The organism is Anaerotruncus sp. 80 (assembly GCF_009936115.1).
Lineage (GTDB): Bacteria > Bacillota > Clostridia > Peptostreptococcales > Anaerovoracaceae > Senimuribacter > Senimuribacter intestinalis.
This window is the reverse complement of the sequence record NZ_QWES01000001.1, coordinates 211,040-225,181: the sequence shown is the minus strand read 5'-3', so window position 1 is coordinate 225,181 and position 14,142 is coordinate 211,040. Positions and strand designations below refer to the sequence as shown.

Here is a 14,142-nt window from a genome sequence, read left to right as displayed (position 1 = left end):
ATTGATGTCTGAATTTCTCATATATGGGGCAACAGCAGTTCTGCGTTTTATCAATTTGTTTTTCAGGCCTTTTAGGCTGAAAAACAAAGTTGCTATTATCAGCCGTCAGTCAGATGAGTCTACACTGGATATAAAGCTTCTGACAGACTGTCTGCGTCAACAGAACATAGAAACCGTTGTGCTTACAAAAACATTGAAAAAATCTGCAGCCGGAGCAGTCAGCTATGGTCTGGAACTAATGAAACAGATGTATCATCTAGCATCAGCTAAAGTGGTTATTCTTGATGGCTACTGTATTTTGGTGTCGGTACTGCCCAAAAAGAGGGGTCAGAAGGTAGTTCAGATGTGGCACGCCCTTGGTGCAATTAAGAAATTCGGCTGGCAGAATGTTGAAAGTCCTGATGGTCACAGCAAAGCCGTTGCAGAGGCTATGAGAATGCACAGAAATTATGATTACATTCTTGCACCTGGCAAAATTACAGGAAAATATTTTGCAGAGGCTTTCAGAACATCGGAAATAAATTTGGTTTATTACGGCCTTCCAAGAATTGACTTTATCAGAAGAAAGGATACAGTGGCAAGAGAAAGGCTGGAAGTAGATTATCCTGCAGTCAGAGAAAAACAAAGCGTGCTTTATGTGCCGACTTTCCGTAAAAATTCGGAGCTCGAGCTGGAGAAACTGATTTCCCAATTCGATTTTAACACCTTTAATTTGGTTTTGAAAAAGCATTTTCTGGATCAGGGAGATTACAGCTGGGCAGAGGAAAGAGGTGTCATTGTGGATCAGAAGTATTCGTCTATGGAATGGCTTAGAATTTGCGATAAGGTAATCACTGACTATTCGGCGATAGCTTTTGAAGCTGCGATCCTTGACCGTGATTTATATATTTATCAGCCGGATCTTGAAAAATATGATAAAAATGTAGGTCTTAATGTAGATCTCAGTCAAGAGGCAATTGGAGAATATGTCTGCATATCAGAAAAACAGCTGGCGGATAAACTCCGTAATCCTTATAACGGGGGTGCCGTTGCGGAATTTCGGGAAAAGTATATTGAAGTTGGTCTGGACGACTGCACAGAGAAATTGTGTGGATTCATTGAAACACTGCTTACTGAATAGGAGGCTCTTTTGAAGATGATACCTACATTAAAAAAAATAGCAAAAAAATCAACTGTTTTGCGGATTCTGATGAGGAGCACTCTTTACGGAATACGGGGAATTATTTATCGATTCAGAGGAATCGGCACCGCAGCTGACGAAAAAATGATAATTTTTGGCGCATACAATGGTAAAAGTTACGCCTGCAGTCCAAAGGCTGTTTATGAGTACTTAATTAAGGATTCTCGTTTTTCTGACTTTCGATTTATCTGGCTTTTTGAAAATCCGGAGGACTATCTGTGGCTGGGACAAAATCCTAATACTGAAGTTGTAAAAAATCCGAGTGCAGAATGTGAGAAATATCTGCACCGAGCAGGATATTGGATTTTTAACTTCCGCGCGCTGGATCACTGGCTGCCGTCAAAGAAGCAGGTATATGTACAGTGCTGGCATGGAACACCTCTGAAACGGCTGGGCTATGATATTACTGTTTCAGATAATGCAATGAATTCGGTCAGAGAAATCCGCAGCAAGTATAAAACAGATACGAAACGACTGGATTATCTGTTGTCACCATGTCAATTTGTCACAGAAAAATTTAGTTCTGCATGGAATCTTAAAGAGTTTGGAAAAGAGGAAGCGATTCTTAAAATCGGCTATCCCAGAAATGATTTTTTGAATACATTCACTGGCGATGATGTGCAGGCAATAAAAGAGAGATTGGGTCTTTCCGGATGCGACAAAAAGATTATACTCTATGCGCCCACCTGGAGGGATAATCAGCACGATGCACAGGCGGGGTATGTGTACGAAAATCCGGTAGATTTCGACTATTTAAAAAAACAGCTGGAAGAAGAATATATCGTTTTGTTCAGAGCGCATTATCTGGTTGCGGATTATTTCGATTTTCATGCATATGAGGGCTTTATCTATAATGTCTCTTCCTATGATGATATCAATGATTTATATATTGCTGCAGATCTTCTTGTTACGGATTATTCCAGCGTATTCTTTGACTATGCTATACTGGGACGGCCTATGCTGTTTTATATGTATGATATGGAGGAATACCGTGATGAAATAAGAGGGTTTTATCTTGAGACATCTGATTTGCCGGGGCCAATTGTAAAGACAGAGAAGCAGCTTGCGGACGCAATTCATGCAATAGATTTTGATAAGCACGATTCTACAGTGAAACAATTTAATCAGGAGTATAATCTTTTAAACGACGGAAAAGCATCTGCACGTTTGGCGGATATCCTCCTAAGGAAGAGTACAAGTTAAGTAAGGGAGAAAATATGAGAAGAGTAATTACCTACGGTACATTTGATTTGCTCCATTATGGGCATATTAATCTGCTTCGCAGAGCTAAGGAGTATGGAGACTATTTGATTGTGGCTCTTTCTACCGACGAGTTTAATTGGAATGAAAAGCAGAAGAAGTGCTATTTTAGCTATGAGCGGAGAAAGCAGCTTTTGGAAGCAATCCGTTATGTGGATCTTGTCATTCCGGAAACTAGTTGGGAGCAAAAACGCTCGGATATCCATGAATATCATGTGGACACATTTGTTATTGGAGATGATTGGGAAGGAAAATTTGATTTCCTTAAGGAAGAGGGTGCAGAAGTTGTTTATCTGGAAAGGACACCAGATATATCCACAACCAGCATCAAACAGGATATTAAAGGTTAAAAGGTATTATAGAGGGTTGAATTACAGGACATAGAGCAGCGGCAGATGAAGGCCGCTGTTTTAGTATCCGTCTTATATGCGTCTGTATAAATCAGAATCTATTGCAAAGCAAATATTTCAGCAAAATTGCACCAAAATTGTATCTGATACAAAATAGTAGATGTATCATAAAAAATGTGATACAATGATGACAATGAATACGTAAAGAAAGTAGGTTGGAAAAATGCCGAAACAAAGAAATTATATGGTCAATTCTCCTCATTTATATAGCGTGTTTTTTGCACCCCGAGGAAACAGGCGTATGCTGGAGCTGGGGATGCAGATTGCGCAGCAGTATTTGGATCCAGAAGATAAACTCATTGGAATTATCGGCGAGGCAGGCGCCGGAAAGAGCATGCTGATTAAGGGCATGTTTCCGGGTCTGGACCTCTGCAACGATGACAGCGGCGTCAATGTAAGACCACTGCCGATTTTAGATGTAGATGAAGACGAAGGGTTTTATGCACCTCATACTTATCACATGGATGTGCGCTTTGAGTCTGCATTTACACAAATGCACGAACTGGCAGAAGCGACCGAAAAAGCCATCAAGAAGGGACGCAGAGTTATCATCGAGCACTTTGAACTACTGTTTCCTTTCCTGAAAACCAACGCACAGCTTTTAATCGGTGTAGGGGAGCAGATTATCATTACCAGACCGAACTTATTTGGACCGCTTCCTCAGGATATTGCGGAGACTGTGCACAAGTCCGTTCGTTATCGTAAGATGGCGCATACCGCAGAAGACCTTGTGGAGCACTGCATGCCCCAGGAACTTTTCCAGAAGTGCTATCATGGAGATATCAAGAGGGGCTTTTCTTTGGGATTTAAGGAAAAACCGGATATCGACATCGATGCGCTGAAAAATGCAGTCAACGAATACATCGCGCAGGATCTTTCCGTCAGCTTTTTTGACGAGGATCACGTGAAAATCGGCGAGCTGGTACACCCTTGCACGGGCCCTAGAATCCACGTCCGTTCTACCGGTGAGATTGAAAACTTCCGCCTGCTGAAAGAAATCTTTTATGACTCCATGCAGGAGATGTATCTGATTATCGGTCTTGTAGGCGAGCGCTGGGATGTTGAAACCGGCGATTTGAACAGAATTAAGCTGCACATTTAAGGAAGGAACATATCATGAGAGAAATCAAAGCAGAACAGATTACACAGACGGTCAGAGACCTTTGTATCGAGGCAAACTGCCATCTGCCGGAGGATATCAAAGGTGCTATTGCAGGATGCAAAGCCTGTGAGCCTTTTGACATTGCAAAAAATATTTTAGATAAAATCGAAGAGAACTATCAGATTGCAGATATAGACGAAGTGCCAATCTGTCAGGACACCGGTCTTGCATGCGTTTTTCTTGAGATTGGGCAGGAGGTGCACATCGACGGAAATTTGAAGGACGCTGTAGACGAAGGCGTGCGCCAGGGCTATACGGAAGGTTTTCTGCGCAAATCCTGCGTCAAGGATCCCATCGATAGAGTCAATACAGGAGACAATACGCCGGCGGTGATTTACTATGACATCGTGCCAGGCAACGCCTTAAAAATTACCGTTGCGCCAAAGGGCTTTGGCAGTGAAAACATGAGCCAGATTAAAATGCTGAAGCCGTCTGACGGTCTTGCCGGTGTAAAAGAATTTATCCTGAAGGTGGTAGAGGATGCAGGCCCTAATCCATGTCCGCCTATCGTGGTAGGAGTCGGCATTGGCGGAACCTTTGATAAAGCAGCATTTCTTGCGAAGAAAGCCCTTATGCGTCCGGCAGATGAGAGAAATGCAAATCCGTTCTATGAAGACCTTGAAAAAGAAATGCTGGAGAAAATCAATGCACTTGGCATTGGACCGCAGGGCTTTGGCGGAAAAACCACGGCGCTTGCAGTCAACATCGAGACCTTGCCAACCCATATTGCAGGGCTTCCGTGCGCAGTCAATATCAACTGCCATGTAACCAGACATAAGAGTGCAGTATTATAGAAGGAGAGGCGGAAAGATATGGAGAAGAAAATTACGATGCCGCTGACGGCAGATAAGACAAAAGACCTGCGCGCAGGAGATAATGTACTGATTAGTGGCGTGATTTATACGGGAAGAGATGCTGCGCACAAGCGGCTTTGCGAACTTTTGGCAGAGGGAAAGGCGCTTCCCATTGATGTGAAGGACAGCATTATTTACTATGTAGGACCTGCACCGGCAAAACCGGGCCAGGTAATCGGTTCTGCGGGACCAACGACCAGCTACCGTATGGACGCATATGCACCGGCGCTTTTGGATTTGGGCCTTAAGGGCATGATTGGAAAAGGCAAGCGTTCGCCAGAGGTAATCGAGGCCATGAAACGAAACGGTGCGGTATACTTTGGCGCCATCGGCGGTGCTGGAGCGCTCCTTGCCAAGTGCATCAAAAAAGCGGAAGTAGTCTGCTATGAAGATTTGGGCGCAGAGGCGGTGCGCCGTTTGGAAGTGGAAAACCTTCCGGCAGTTGTGATCATCGATAGTCAGGGAAATAATCTGTATGAAGATGGCAGGAAAGCATATCTTGCCGTGGAGAAATAGCTATGTTTGTGGATTTTAAACTGGACACGGCAGGTCAGAAGCCGATTTACAAGCAAATTGCGGAGCGAATTTCCGATGCAATTAAAGACGGGAAGCTGGCTGCGGGGTTTAAATTGCCAACGGTGCGGGATCTTTCCGGAGAAATCGGCGTAGCGTGCGGCACCATTAAGCACGCTTATGAATATCTGGAAGAACAGGGTTTTGTAGAAATGGTGCAGGGCAGCGGTTCTTTTGTCATAGATCAGAAAGAGGATTTTGCCAGCCGCAAGGAAAAAGCCATGATAGCAATCGACCAACTCTTCACCAGACTGGAAAGTCTGGGGTTTACGCCAAGGGAAATGGAAATCTACTTAAATCTGAAGCTGAGAGGTCTTGCGGAAAAGTACGATGTGGTGAAGGTTGCTTTGGTGGACTGTAATCCTGAGACGCTACAGATGATTGAGGGACAGCTTTCCCAGATTGGCTATGCTGAGACGGCAGCCTTTGATCTTGACAGAATCAAGGAAGCGGCGGAAAGTCTCAATGCGGATTACGATTTGATTTTAACTACGTCCACCCATTTTACAGAGGTGGAATCCTACCTCAGAAGCAATAAACCGCTTGCGATGGTTGCCATGACGCCGTCGGTGCATACTATTGTCCGTCTGGCTAAAATTGGAGATACGCAGAAGGTGGGCATTTTCTGCGCCAGCGACGCATTCGCGGGTGTAGTCAGAAATAACTGCCAGGGGCTGGGCAGCTGGAGTGAAGGGATGGCGACGCAGCTTGCGGGGTTCTTTGGAAAAGAGGAACAGTTCTTTGCTGAGAACGATGTAGTCATCGTGCCGGAAGGCTATGAAACCTTTATCGCGTCTAAGGAAAAGCAGTTTTTGCGCAGCTTTTGCGAGCGGGGCGGGGAACTGGTTTCCTATAGTTATAAGGTGGACAAGGGGTCTTTTCTCCACGTGGTAGATCAGATTAAACGGGTGATGAACAAGAAGCGGAGCATGTGATTGCGTTATCTGTGATATTTAATCGCAGGGTCAGAAGAATGTATTGCGGGAGATACGCGTTTTCAGATTGCGGTTGTGCAGATGATGCGATAAAAATTGTTTCTACACAACTTTTTGTTGGTTCGGTTGTGCAGGGAAAGCTTGAAAAAAGTAATTTGCACAACTTTTACGAAAATCGTGGCGTTTAATATTATGTATGTTGTGCAAAGCAAGATAAAAATGACTCGTTTTGCACAACTTTTTTGATGAAAAAAATGTTTTTTCGCGTTACGGAGCGCAAAAGTTGTGCAAGAGGCAGCGTGGGCAGTAGGATTTGCACAACCAGCAGGAGTGGAAGTTGTGCAAATTAGTGATGAAGTGGCGACATATGCACAATCATATGCAAAACCTGCCGTAGGAAAATACCAGGAAACTGGATAGAAGGAATTGCACCCTTCTCAAAATCGGTCAACGGCTTTATAATAGAATAAAGTCGGTCGGGAATGGAGGAGTTACCGTGAACGAAAAATTTTTTTCTTTGCCGGAAGAAAAACAGCAAGCAATCATCAATGCAGGTTACAAGGTTTTTTCGCAGAATACCTATCATAACAGTCCTATGCGTGAAATCGCAGAGGCAGCGGGAATCAGCAAATCGCTGCTGTTCCACTATTTTCACAACAAGAAGGAATTATATCTGTTTTTGTGGGATACTTGTGCAAAGAAGACCATTGCTTATTTGACCGAATGCGAATGCTACAGCCAGCAGGGGCTGTTTGAGAGCATGGAACGGGGCATGCGGGCAAAAATGGAACTGATCAGTCAGTATCCGGACATGGCGAATTTTACCATCAAAGCATTTTACGAAAAGGACCCGGAAATCTGCGCAGCTGTTTCTGAAAGCTATCACCGGTATTTTAACCTGAAAGCGGATCGTGCCCGTATCAACTTTGATCCGGCGCAGTTTGTGCCAGGACTGGATATTCCCATGATGTACAGGGAGATGTACTGGGCGTCGGAAGGATATCTGTGGGAGATGGTGCAGCGAGGACCTGTGAATACCGCAGAAATGGAAAAGGATTTTACCAGACTGATCGCATTTTGGAAAAGTATTTATCTTCGGAAGGAGTGACGAGATGGATGCAATCAAGTTAGAAAATTTGACTAAATATTATGGAAAAAACCGGGGGATCTCCGGCGTCAGTCTGACCGTTTCCGAAGGAGAATTCTTTGGATTCATCGGTCCCAACGGCGCAGGGAAATCTACGACAATCCGCACGATGATGGGGCTCATAAAAAAGACCGGAGGAGACGCCTGGGTGAGCGGACTTGCTGCTTGCGAAGAAAGAGAGCAGATTCTTGCCAGGACTGGATATCTTCCGTCGGAAGCAATTTTTTATCGCGGAATGCGGGTGAAAGATATCTTGAAGCTGTCTGCGGACTTGCGAAAAAAGGACTGCAGAAAGGAAGCTGTGCGGCTTTGTGAAAGATTACAACTTTCTGAGAAACGAAAAGTGGAGGAACTCTCTTTTGGTAACAGGAAAAAAGTCGCCATTGTCTGCGCGCTGCAGCATCAGCCGGAAATTTTAATTCTGGACGAACCGACCAGCGGTCTTGACCCACTGATGCAGAAAGAATTTTTTGAAATCCTTCGGGAGCGCAATGCAGATGGAACGACTATTTTTTTGTCCAGTCATATTTTGTCAGAGGTGCAGCGAAACTGCAGCCGTGCCGCAATCATTCGTGAAGGGAAGATCATTGCCTGCGATCGTGTAGAGGCGCTTTCTCGCACCAGCGCCAGGCGTGTTGCGGTTTGCGGCAGCGTAAATCTTGACGGACTTTGCGGAATTCGTGACCGGAAAGAGATTGCGGGGCAGACCAGCTTTCTTTACAGCGGCGATATGAACAAGTTGCTGAGAAGGCTTGCGGATGGACAGATTGCGGATCTCGCCGTATCTGAGCCGGATTTGGAAGAGGTATTTCTTCACTATTATGAAAAGGATGGTGAGGCGCTGTGATATTGGTTAGACATGAGTTGAGACAGGGACGCGTTTCGTTTTTGATTTGGACTGCTGCCATTTCTTTTCTTCTGGCAGTTTGCATCTTCCTCTTTCCGGAGATGAAAGGACAGATGGAGAGTGTTGGCGATGTGTTTGCTTCCATGGGCTCTTTTTCCGACGCTTTTGGAATGGACCGTCTGAACTTCGGCATGCTGACCGGATTTTATGCTATTGAATGTGGGAATGTGCTGGGGCTTGGCGGCGCATTCTATGCCTGTCTGTGCGCGGCTGGCATTTTGAGCAAGGAAGAAAAAGATGGAACGGCTGAATTCCTGCTGCCCCATCCGATTAGCCGCAGGCGGGTCGTGACGGAAAAACTCCTTGCGGTATTGGTGCAGGTGACGGCGATAAATCTGCTGGTTTATGGGATTTCTGTGTGTGCTATAGCGGCGGTAGGTGAAGCGATTCCCTGGAGGGAAATCAATTTGCTGCATCTTGCGTATTATCTGCTGCAACTGGAGCTGGCGGGGATTTGCTTCGGGATTTCTGCTTTCACACGTAAAGGCAGCGTGGGCGCCGGACTTGGCATCGCTTTTATGATGTATTTTCTGAATCTCATTGCCAACATTGCGGAAGTGGCGGCGTTTTTAAAATATGTGACGCCTTTCGCCTACTGCGAAGGAGCGGATATCGTGACAGCGGGCAGTCTCGATGGGACACTGGTCGCAATCGGGATGGTAATTGGGCTGCTTGGGATTGGAGCCGGCTATTTGCGGTATGTAAAAAAAGATATTTATTAAATCATGTTCTCCCGATTGGATTGGGCGCTAAGATGGAAGCAGGTGAGAATCCTGCACGGTACCGCCACTGTAATGGGGGAATTCTTGTTCGATGGTTTTAGACCAGCCACTGGAAACGGGAAGGTGAGTAAGAACGATGCCCTCTGAGTTAGGAGACATGCAGAAAATACGGGCTGCACCATTTTGGTGCAGCTTTTGATTAGTCAAATCCAGGAAATTGTCTAGTTCTAATTTTTGAAAAGTGCAGTATAATATGTTACGAAAAAAAGGAAATATATCTTCATAGAGACGAATAAACTGGAGGTGGAATATTTTGGTAAAGGATGTAAAACATATCATGGAAAGAAAAGCCTTCGAAAAAGGCTTGGAGTCGATTATCAACAAGGGACAGGAAAAGGATTTGACCGAAGTTATGCTTCCTATGATTAATATGCTGGAGAAAATTTTAGGAGACGCATGGGAAGGTTCTTCCTATGAACTTTTGAGAAAGCTGGCAAAAGACCCGAATAGCAAGTGGACCCATTATACACAAAATATTTTGCGCAATGTGGATCCGCATATTTTGAAGACCTTTGCTTTAAATGCCGGATATGAGTCTGGTTTTCGTGGTTACAAGACTTCTCTGAAAATGTCTGAAAGATACCAGTGCAATATTCCATGGATTATTCTGATGGACCCTACAACAGCGTGCAATATGCACTGTACCGGTTGTTGGGCTGCGGAATATGGCGATAAAATGAACCTTTCTTTTGAGGATATGGATAGAATTATCACAGAAGGTAAAGAATTGGGTATTCACGCTTTTCTGTTCACCGGCGGCGAACCGCTGATTAAGAAAAAGGAAATTATCCGTCTGTGCGAAAAACACAGCGATTGTGCATTTCATGCGTTTACCAACGGTACACTGATTGATGAAGCATTCTGTGACGACCTTCTTCGAGTAGGTAATTTCTTTGTATCGGTTAGCATTGAGGGTTTTGAAGAAAGCAACGACGGGAGAAGAGGAGAAGGCCATTTCCAGAAAGCCTTGGCGGCGATGGATTTGATGCATGAAAAGAGAATTCCTTTCGGTGTGTCGATTTGCTATACGAGCAAGAACTATTTGACTGTAACCAGTGATGAATTCCTGGATATGCTTATCGATAAAGGCTGTGTTTTTGCATGGTATTTCCATTATATGCCGGTGGGTGTCAATGCGAGTACAGAACTGCTTTTGACACCGGAACAGAGAGTTTATATGCACGATAAAATCAGGGAAATCCGCGGTATTACAGGTGGTAAAGAGATATTTGCGATTGACTTTCAAAACGATGGAGAGTTTGTACATGGCTGCATTGCGGCAGGGGAAAGGTATTGCCATATCAATGCCAACGGAGACGTGGAACCTTGTGTATTTATTCACTACTCCGGCGCTAATATCAAAGAAAAGTCACTTCTTGATTGTTTGCGTCAGCCGCTATTTCTTGCATATCGTGATGGACAGCCGTTTAATGACAATCATCTGCGGCCTTGCCCTATGCTGGAAAACCCAGGAATTCTGCAGGAATTAGTAAAGAAGACCGGAGCAAAATCTACGGATTTAGAAGCGCCGGAATCCTGTGAGCATCTTTGTGGAAAGTGCACAGAATATGCAAAGAACTGGGCGCCGGTGGCAGATAAACTGTGGGAGCAGGATAGGAAATAAACATATGCTGCAAGAGATAAGCTGCGCTGTTTGATGAGGAAATATCAAGCAGTGCAGTTTTTTTAAAATTGACTATAAGTCATTGACTGATAGTCAATTATACAGTATAATAAAGAAAAAGGAGGCACGCTTATGACGAGCAGACAGATTGCTGCCCTTGCAACAAAGAAAAAACTGCTGGATGCAGGCAGCAAAATTATCGCAGAGAAAGGACTTTCTCAGGCGACAGTTGACGAGATCACTGCACTGGCAGGTGTTTCGAAGGGCACCTTTTATACTTATTTTAAGAAGAAAGAGGATATTGTATTTGCGCTTGGATATGGTGCTTTCAGCGAGGTTTTGGATAAGGCCATGAGCCTGCAGGATACTTTCATAGAAAAAATCATCTATTATATGGTGCATTTTTCGGCATGTATTGAAGACAGCGGATATAAGCTTTCTCAGGAGTGGATCAGAAGTTTGTCTGATATTTCTTCTTCGGAGGAGACAGGTCCCCGTGGAAAGCTCAAGTTTGATCTGGATTCGATCAGCCGATTGATTCAGGCAGGGGTAGAAGAAGGAAATCTGGCAAAAGATACGCCGGCAGAAGTTTTAACCCATACTTTGGCGGATATACTTTACGGGCAGATGTTCTGCTGGAGTGTAAGTGACGGCAGCTACAGTCTGAGAGCGCGCACAGAAGAATTTTGCGAGACCTGTCTGCCAGAGATTTTCAAAGCGTACGCACTTTAATTCAACAAAAAGGAGGAAATGTGATGAATGACCTTGGGAAAGACATTAAGAAGCTGGGATTCGGATTGATGAGACTGCCGCAGAAGGACGGCGTCATCGATGTAGAGGAAACCAGTAAAATGGTCGATTTGTTTATGGAAGCGGGATTTACATATTTTGATACAGCCTGGGCTTATGCTGGTTCGGAAGATGCGATTCGCAAGGCGCTGGTTGAAAGATATCCACGGGAAAGCTTTCAGCTAGCCACAAAGAATGCAGCATGGATTAATTGCAAGACCAAGGAAGAAGCCTATGAACAGTTTGAGGTTTCTTTGAAACAGACAGGCGCAGGATATTTCGATTTTTATTTGCTGCACAATTTGGGAGAGGGCAGAAGCCGTTATTTCGACGAGTATGATATGTGGAACTGGGTGCAGGAAAAGAAAAAGGCGGGACTGATTAAGCATGTCGGATTTTCTTTTCATTCTACCCCGGAGGAACTGGAAGAGATTCTGACAGCCCATCCGGAGATGGAGTTTGTGCAGCTGCAGATCAACTATGCGGATTGGGAAAATCCGACTGTACAGTCCAGAGGCTGTTACGAAGTGGCAAAAAAACACGGCAAGCCGGTTATCGTTATGGAACCAGTAAAAGGGGGCATGTTGGCAACACCGCCGGAATCTGTCGTTAAGATTTTTAAAGAAGCAGAACCGGATTCATCGGTTGCTTCGTGGGCAGTTCGCTTTGCGGCTGATTTAGACGGGGTGATGACAGTACTTTCCGGCATGAGCAATGTAGCGCAGATGGAAGATAATCTGTCCTACATGAGGGAATTTACAGGACTTACTGCAGAGCAGAGAGAAACGCTGAAAAATGCGCAGGAGGAACTGGCGAGGATACCGATGATTCCGTGTACTGTCTGTAATTATTGCGCAAAGGTCTGCCCGATACAGATTGGCATCTCCGGATCCTTTACTGCCATGAACTACCTGACCCTTTATCGGGACAAAGCCATGGCGCAGCATCAGGAAAGCTGGCTGGTTTCCGGTCACGGTCTGAAACAGGCGAAGGAATGTATCGGTTGCGGTAAATGTGAGGAAGCATGTCCGCAGCACATCGCAATTAGAGAAGAGTTGAAAAAGGTAACGGAAGAGTTGTTATAAGAATTAAAGTAGCTGCAGGTAAAAGATGCCTGCAGCTCTTTATAATTTTGTATGGATTTTCTATAATGGAAATAGTATAATAGGGATAAATAAGCAAGGAGGTGGTGCAAGTGAGAATCCTGGAACTGAATCATATTTTAGAAGAGCTTCGCAGCGCACTGTGCCATATTTTTGGGAACAAACTAAATCATATTTGGCTTTATGGTTCTTATGCTAGAGGGGATAATGATGAAGAGTCAGATTTGGATATTCTGGCACTTGTGGATCTTTCAAAAAATGAGCTGGCAGCTTACAGGAGAGAAGTCAGTGACTTGTCTTCGGAACTTGACTTGCAGTATGGCGTACTGCTTTCGATTAAGCTGCAGGATACAGAAACCTTTCATCGCTATTCTGATTCTTTGCCTTTTTTTCAGAATGTAATAAAGGAGGGAATCAGTATTGTATAGTGAGGAGCAAAAGGACTTATGCTTATACAGATTGTCAAAGGCTGAACGGTATTTGACTGACGCTAGGCGAACTCTGGAAATGGGGATGTATGATACTGCAGCAAATCGTTCTTATTATGTAATTTTTCATGCAGCACGTGCAGTACTTGCTTTAGATGGGTTGGATTTCCGCAACATTCAGGAGTGATTTCCAATTTTCAAATGAGATATATAAAGACGGGTGTATTTGAAAAGCAGCTCTCTAATATTATTAAGAGCGCATTTTCTTTAAGAACAGAGAGTGATTATGGGGATTTCTTTGTGATTGAAAAGGAAGATGTAAAGCGTCAGGTAGACGAGGCGGAAGTTTTCTTTCATGCAATAGAGGCATATATAAAGTCACAAAATTTATAGTGAAATGACTATGACGCAGACCCGAATAGGGTCTGTTTTTTCGTGCAAATTTTTCACAAAATGCATATTGAATAAGAAGTGCCAAAAAAAAACAATCTGGTTGTAGACAAATGAGATATAACAATGTACTATAAAGATGTAATACATTTATCGATTTTGAATTTCGAGGTGAATCATGGAAGAAAACAAAAAGAAGTTAGTCATCGGCGTCATTGGCGCAGATGTTCATGCAGTAGGGATCCAGATATTGAATCACGCCTTTGAAGAAGCGGGGTTTGATGTGACTAATTTGGGCGTCATGGTATCCCAGGAAGAATACATTGCTGCAGCAGTAGAAACTGATGCAGATGCTATCATGGTATCTTCCCTTTACGGTCACGGTGAGCTTGATTGCCGCGGTCTTAGAGAAAAGTGCAGCGAAGCAGGTCTTTCTGATATTCTGCTCTATGTAGGCGGCAATATCGTAGTCGGCAAGCAGCCTTTTGACGAAGTGGAAGCAAGATTTAAGAAAATGGGCTTTAACCGGGTATTTGGACCGGGAACAGCACCGGAAGACACCATTTCGTGTCTGAAGGAGGACTTGGGGCTGTAATGG

At 44.3% G+C, this 14,142-nt stretch carries 17 protein-coding genes and 1 riboswitch; all 17 genes read left to right on the top strand.

What is annotated here, in order from left to right:
* Positions 1-4 precede the first annotated feature (4 nt).
* The gene (locus D1155_RS01050; RefSeq protein ID WP_160200557.1) at positions 5-1,120 is read left to right on the top strand and encodes a CDP-glycerol glycerophosphotransferase family protein; all 1,116 of its coding nucleotides are present in this window, start codon (positions 5-7) and stop codon (positions 1,118-1,120) included.
* Positions 1,121-1,135: 15 nt separating this feature from the next.
* Complete coding sequence (locus D1155_RS01045; protein WP_160200556.1) at positions 1,136-2,383, top strand: CDP-glycerol glycerophosphotransferase family protein; 1,248 nt, start codon at positions 1,136-1,138, stop codon at positions 2,381-2,383.
* 14 nt (positions 2,384-2,397) lie between these two features.
* Positions 2,398-2,790, top strand: coding sequence for a glycerol-3-phosphate cytidylyltransferase (gene tagD / locus D1155_RS01040; RefSeq protein ID WP_160200555.1), 393 nt, complete (start codon positions 2,398-2,400; stop codon positions 2,788-2,790).
* Between the two features lie 301 nt (positions 2,791-3,091).
* Positions 3,092-3,952: an alanine-tRNA synthetase second additional domain-containing protein gene (locus D1155_RS01035; RefSeq protein WP_243150974.1), complete on the top strand. Its 861-nt coding sequence runs from the start codon at positions 3,092-3,094 to the stop codon at positions 3,950-3,952.
* Positions 3,953-3,966: 14 nt separating this feature from the next.
* Positions 3,967-4,806 carry a fumarate hydratase gene (locus D1155_RS01030; RefSeq protein WP_160200553.1) on the top strand — a complete coding sequence of 280 codons (840 nt, stop codon included), beginning with the start codon at positions 3,967-3,969 and terminating at the stop codon, positions 4,804-4,806.
* Between the two features lie 18 nt (positions 4,807-4,824).
* On the top strand, positions 4,825-5,382 hold the full coding sequence (locus tag D1155_RS01025; protein ID WP_160200552.1) for a Fe-S-containing hydro-lyase: 558 nt from the start codon (positions 4,825-4,827) through the stop codon (positions 5,380-5,382).
* 2 nt (positions 5,383-5,384) lie between these two features.
* Positions 5,385-6,374: a GntR family transcriptional regulator gene (locus D1155_RS01020; protein WP_160200551.1), complete on the top strand. Its 990-nt coding sequence runs from the start codon at positions 5,385-5,387 to the stop codon at positions 6,372-6,374.
* Between the two features lie 496 nt (positions 6,375-6,870).
* Entirely contained in the window at positions 6,871-7,482 is a 612-nt protein-coding gene (locus tag D1155_RS01015; RefSeq protein ID WP_160200550.1) for a TetR/AcrR family transcriptional regulator, read from the top strand.
* A gap of 4 nt (positions 7,483-7,486) precedes the next feature.
* On the top strand, positions 7,487-8,368 hold the full coding sequence (locus D1155_RS01010; protein WP_160200549.1) for an ABC transporter ATP-binding protein: 882 nt from the start codon (positions 7,487-7,489) through the stop codon (positions 8,366-8,368).
* Positions 8,365-9,150 (top strand): ABC transporter permease subunit, encoded by a 786-nt coding sequence (locus D1155_RS01005; protein WP_160200548.1) that lies wholly within the window; start codon positions 8,365-8,367, stop codon positions 9,148-9,150. The genes D1155_RS01010 and D1155_RS01005 overlap by 4 nt, the downstream gene beginning before the upstream one ends.
* A riboswitch (cobalamin riboswitch) is annotated at positions 9,137-9,330 on the top strand. It overlaps the preceding gene by 14 nt.
* 133 nt (positions 9,331-9,463) lie before the next feature.
* Positions 9,464-10,834, top strand: coding sequence for a radical SAM protein (locus tag D1155_RS01000; protein ID WP_330588332.1), 1,371 nt, complete (start codon positions 9,464-9,466; stop codon positions 10,832-10,834).
* A 132-nt stretch (positions 10,835-10,966) separates the two neighbouring features.
* Positions 10,967-11,566 (top strand): TetR/AcrR family transcriptional regulator, encoded by a 600-nt coding sequence (locus tag D1155_RS00995; protein WP_160200547.1) that lies wholly within the window; start codon positions 10,967-10,969, stop codon positions 11,564-11,566.
* Positions 11,567-11,589: 23 nt separating this feature from the next.
* Positions 11,590-12,708 (top strand): aldo/keto reductase, encoded by a 1,119-nt coding sequence (locus tag D1155_RS00990; RefSeq protein WP_160200546.1) that lies wholly within the window; start codon positions 11,590-11,592, stop codon positions 12,706-12,708.
* Between the two features lie 110 nt (positions 12,709-12,818).
* Positions 12,819-13,154, top strand: coding sequence for a nucleotidyltransferase domain-containing protein (locus D1155_RS00985; RefSeq protein ID WP_160200545.1), 336 nt, complete (start codon positions 12,819-12,821; stop codon positions 13,152-13,154).
* On the top strand, positions 13,147-13,341 hold the full coding sequence (locus tag D1155_RS00980; protein ID WP_160200544.1) for a HEPN domain-containing protein: 195 nt from the start codon (positions 13,147-13,149) through the stop codon (positions 13,339-13,341). Before D1155_RS00985 ends, D1155_RS00980 begins: the two co-directional genes overlap by 8 nt.
* Before the next feature lie 14 nt (positions 13,342-13,355).
* The gene (locus D1155_RS00975; protein WP_160200543.1) at positions 13,356-13,547 is read left to right on the top strand and encodes a HEPN domain-containing protein; all 192 of its coding nucleotides are present in this window, start codon (positions 13,356-13,358) and stop codon (positions 13,545-13,547) included.
* Between the two features lie 175 nt (positions 13,548-13,722).
* On the top strand, positions 13,723-14,139 hold the full coding sequence (glmS, locus tag D1155_RS00970; protein ID WP_160200542.1) for a methylaspartate mutase subunit S: 417 nt from the start codon (positions 13,723-13,725) through the stop codon (positions 14,137-14,139).
* Positions 14,140-14,142 lie beyond the last annotated feature (3 nt).

Bases quoted from the DNA above. Each gene is read 5' to 3' on its own strand.
- D1155_RS01050 (WP_160200557.1), top strand. From the start codon at position 5: ATGTCTGAATTTCTCATATATGGGGCAACAGCAGTTCTGCGTTTTATC.
- D1155_RS01045 (WP_160200556.1), top strand. From the start codon at position 1,136: ATGATACCTACATTAAAAAAAATAGCAAAAAAATCAACTGTTTTGCGG.
- tagD (WP_160200555.1), top strand. From the start codon at position 2,398: ATGAGAAGAGTAATTACCTACGGTACATTTGATTTGCTCCATTATGGG.
- D1155_RS01035 (WP_243150974.1), top strand. From the start codon at position 3,092: ATGCTGGAGCTGGGGATGCAGATTGCGCAGCAGTATTTGGATCCAGAA.
- D1155_RS01030 (WP_160200553.1), top strand. From the start codon at position 3,967: ATGAGAGAAATCAAAGCAGAACAGATTACACAGACGGTCAGAGACCTT.
- D1155_RS01025 (WP_160200552.1), top strand. From the start codon at position 4,825: ATGGAGAAGAAAATTACGATGCCGCTGACGGCAGATAAGACAAAAGAC.
- D1155_RS01020 (WP_160200551.1), top strand. From the start codon at position 5,385: ATGTTTGTGGATTTTAAACTGGACACGGCAGGTCAGAAGCCGATTTAC.
- D1155_RS01010 (WP_160200549.1), top strand. From the start codon at position 7,487: ATGGATGCAATCAAGTTAGAAAATTTGACTAAATATTATGGAAAAAAC.
- D1155_RS00995 (WP_160200547.1), top strand. From the start codon at position 10,967: ATGACGAGCAGACAGATTGCTGCCCTTGCAACAAAGAAAAAACTGCTG.
- D1155_RS00990 (WP_160200546.1), top strand. From the start codon at position 11,590: ATGAATGACCTTGGGAAAGACATTAAGAAGCTGGGATTCGGATTGATG.
- D1155_RS00975 (WP_160200543.1), top strand. From the start codon at position 13,356: ATGAGATATATAAAGACGGGTGTATTTGAAAAGCAGCTCTCTAATATT.
- glmS (WP_160200542.1), top strand. From the start codon at position 13,723: ATGGAAGAAAACAAAAAGAAGTTAGTCATCGGCGTCATTGGCGCAGAT.